The sequence below is a fragment of the Ornithinicoccus halotolerans genome, from assembly GCF_009602535.1.
In the GTDB taxonomy this organism is placed as follows: Bacteria; Actinomycetota; Actinomycetes; order Actinomycetales; family Dermatophilaceae; genus Ornithinicoccus; species Ornithinicoccus halotolerans.
The window spans coordinates 1-3528 of record NZ_WIQI01000175.1; the positions used below are offsets into that span (position 1 = coordinate 1).

General features: G+C 66.8%; 3 protein-coding genes. 1 reads left to right on the plus strand and 2 read right to left on the minus strand.

Translation table 11 applies throughout. The annotated features are described in order from the left end of the window. Positions 1-360: 360 nt before the first annotated feature. Positions 361-2193 (plus strand): hypothetical protein, encoded by a 1833-nt coding sequence (locus tag GFJ45_RS15635; protein WP_153398904.1) that lies wholly within the window; start codon positions 361-363, stop codon positions 2191-2193. A 35-nt stretch (positions 2194-2228) separates the two neighbouring features. Here GFJ45_RS15635 and GFJ45_RS15640 read toward each other — a convergent pair whose 3' ends face one another. Next, positions 2229-3281 (minus strand): hypothetical protein, encoded by a 1053-nt coding sequence (locus tag GFJ45_RS15640; protein WP_153398907.1) that lies wholly within the window; start codon positions 3279-3281, stop codon positions 2229-2231. A gap of 26 nt (positions 3282-3307) precedes the next feature. Further along, positions 3308-3528, minus strand: a 221-nt coding sequence (locus GFJ45_RS15645; RefSeq protein WP_194288726.1) for a hypothetical protein, incomplete at its 5' end; no start/stop codon positions are given.

Sequence of the window (3528 nt, forward strand, 5' to 3'; positions counted from 1 at the left end):
GCCGGAGACGGCCTGGCCCGGCGCCAGGTGGTCACCACCTCCGGATGGAACTATCCCGACCTCATCGGCGTCCGCTAACGCCCACGCCCGACGCAGCGGCACACCAAGGTGTCGGCGGTCCGCGGAGCCGACTCCCCATATCAGGTAGCGTGCGACGTCCGAAACCCAACCGCGAGATGGCTGAGTGTGGGGAAGGCAGCGCAAGGGTAGGTCCGATGCGCCTCGGCGTCGCTTGTCGGCAAGCCGCCTTGTCAAGCAGCGGGGAGGCAGAGGCCGCCGGCAGGAGGTCGGTGCGCCAGCTGCGCTGCCAAGGCCACTCGGGCCGTGCGCGGGATGCGTCACCAAGGGGAAGGGGACGACATGACCGAGTTTCTCGTGGTCGTGCCGCGTGCGCCACGGAGGCAGTCTGACCCGCGAAGGACCACAGATCGAGCTCACGCCCTGCTGCGCCAGCTTGACACTGCCTACCAGTCCTTCGCAGGTCCTTCACGCGAAGGCGCGCAGCTGAGAACGGACGTCTCGCCGGAGGGCGCGGCCCATCTACTTTACTGGTCGACCAAAGGTGGAGAGCCCGCCTACACGCATGACAGACAGCAATGGGTGGTGCAGGCGGGATCCGGTTCCGCCCAGCAGCTCCTCCGAAGCCTGGCGGTGCAGGGAGGAAGGCACCGATACACCAGCCCGGTGTGGGGTCAGTATGCGGTCGTGCTGGGTGCCAAGCATGTCGACCGGGTGACCGCCTGGAACACCAGTCCTGCGCTGGAAGCGGTGCATTACACCTCGGACGAAGAGAATCACTACATCTCCAACCGCCCCCTCCTTGCCGCCCTGGCGCGGGCGCGCGGGAACCTACATGGAGCAGTCCTGTCTGCCGAGTACCTGAGTGAGTACCTACTTTATGGCTACGCCATCAGTGGGCAGACACCGTTCGAGAATGTGTGGACACTGCCTGCGGATCGTGCCCTGTGCATAACAGCGGGGCAGCTGGCGCTGGAGGAGGTCCCTCCCGGGCTGACGGCGCCCTTGGCTACCGATCACACCCTGGAGGAAGCGGGGGAGGCGCTGGCAGACGCCGCTGACCACGCCTTGGAGCGCATCTTGGCCAACGTTGCTCCCCGTGGCATTCAACTCCGACTGAGCGGTGGCAAGGACAGTCGCTTGCTGCTGGGTCTGCTGAGGAAGCGAGACCTACCAGTCCGGGCGGTCACGTACGGTGTGGCCAGTGATGCTGAAGTGCGGTTGTCGCAAGCCCTCGCGAGTATGGCTGACGTTCCGCATCGGGTGACTGCCCCGCCATCGGCGGCCGGGACGACTCTCAGCGGACAGGTAGCGTCGACGCTGCGCGAGTGCGGTGGCATTCCACCGTCAGAAGCGCATGTCGCAAAATATGCTGGGTCCGTGGCCACCTCTCCTCAGGAGGGGGTCATGCTGGGCCAGTGGCCCCTTTACAAGGGCGGGATCGCAAAGGCCATGAGGTACCGCGCGGGCGCGGTGCTGCAGACCCTGATCGGCCAGGGTGCCCCGATTCTGCGCACGGCGGTGAGAGAGCCGTTCGACGCTGCCATGGAGGAGTGGTACTCGTCGGTGCACTCAGCGAGTGAGCTAGAGAAGCTCTATCTCTTCGCACGGCACTTCCGCTCCGGGCGGTACCTTCATTCGCATATTGCGCACTACGCACGCGATGCCCTCGTCGCCTATCCGGTGAGTGATGCAGAGATCACCGGCGTGTGCGACGTCATGACCATGTACGAGAAGGTGTCAGAGAAGGCGCTGTTCCTCGCGCTGCGCCGGATATGGCCGGAGTCACTCAGGCTGCCGCTACACGACTCGAACTGGAGGTTCGAAGCGTCCGGCGCCGACCCCGAGCTATCCGGCGCCGACTACGAGCTGCGTTCGCGACCCGTGGCCCCCGCCGCGGCAGCACGGCCGGCGAAACGAGCACCGGGAGGGGATGGCGAGTACTCCGCGAGGACGGTCAATGCCTTGGCCCGGTCCCTCGTGGCCTCAGCGCACTGGGACCGCTTGTCGTCGCTCCTCAACACCCACACCGCCGAGTCGATCGTGGCATCGAGCCAGCATGAGGACGGCTGGCACTTCGACCATGCCGTAGCCAAGGCGCCGCCCGAGTACGCGAAGTACGTCTGGCGCCTGTTCGTCGCCGACGCCTGGTGGTCCCGGCAGTGGCTTCGCTGAGTGGGCTGCCCCGAGCTCCACGCACCGTCGCGAGACTAGCCCGGCGTGACCTGCTCGGACACCGAGGAAGCCTCCCCCTGTCGCGCCGTCTCCATCAGCAGGGCCAGCACCTGCCGAGCGGCCACCCTGGCCGTGGTGCCGTCGATGTCTGGCTGCGGCTCCGGCACCTGCTGGGGGGGCATGGCGGCGTCGGCCACTTCACCGTGGATGACCGACGCATGCTCGCGGACCTTGGCCAGCTCTTCCTCGTTCCAGGCGCGCACTCTCGTGCCCACCGAGCTCGGCAGGGCGATACTCCCGCCACCGTCCCGCTTCGCGAGCGGGAAGACCGCGCGGTTGAGGTAGGCCTTCCGTAGCCGCTTCGCACGTGCGGGGGGGAAATCCTCGCCTGCCACCACGCGGTTGAGCTCGAGCAGGATTCGGGCAGCCTGGGCGCTGAGCGAAAGGTTCGCGTCCTGGGCCTGTACGTCGAGGTCAGGGACGTCCGGCAGGCCCGCAGCCTGTCGGAACAGCTGCCACAGCTGTGCCGGGTCTCCGCCGCTGGTGGGCACGACGACGACCTCGACAGGAGCGAACGACGCCCACCGGCGCACGACCTCACCGAAGGCGTAGGCCCGCCAGGGGTCGTCCAGGCCTGCTCGGTGCTGGTCCATTCGGTCCAGGTACTGACCGAGAGACTCTCGGTGGCCGGCCTTGAGCAGTTGCTGCCACGCTGACGGGAGGAGCTTGTGCAGGCCTCGCAGCGTCACGAGGACCTTCGACGGCTGCCCCACCCTGTCGATGAAGCTCTCGATCGCGGGCTCGGGCAGCAGCGCCAGCGCCTCCGCGGAGAGCATGACGTTCTGCTCCGAGGCCTCCGCAAGCCGGGTCAGCAGCTTCGCGCCCAGGGCGTGAAAGCGCTGCGGGTCCCGGACGTAGTGGATGTCCCTCCCGCTGATTCCGTAGACCGCGGCTTGCTGGTTGAGCTTCCCGCCGGGGTACAACCACCCCGCCTCGCGCAGGTGGGGGCGATTCTTTGACAGAATGCCCTGAAGGTAGGTGGTGCCGGTCTTGGGCGTGCCGACGTGCAGCACCCGATGGTGGGCCATGGTGTGACGATCCTCCGAGTCTGCAGTCACTCTGCCGTGACGATCCGTGGGAACTCCTCGCGCAGCTGGTCGTAGTTGCGGATCCGCTGGTAGGTCTGCAGCGAGTTGATCTTGCTGTCCGGTGACATGTACTCGATGAAGGCAGCGTCGAAGTGGGGCGCCTCGTGCAGCTCCACGAACGCCAGCAGCTCACGCAACGCCCGCCTCCGATCTTCCTCGGCCTCCTGATAGACGCTCTCATAGCTCA

Bases quoted from the DNA above. Each gene is read 5' to 3' on its own strand.
- GFJ45_RS15635 (WP_153398904.1), top strand. From the start codon at position 361: ATGACCGAGTTTCTCGTGGTCGTGCCGCGTGCGCCACGGAGGCAGTCT.
- GFJ45_RS15640 (WP_153398907.1), bottom strand. From the start codon at position 3,281: ATGGCCCACCATCGGGTGCTGCACGTCGGCACGCCCAAGACCGGCACC.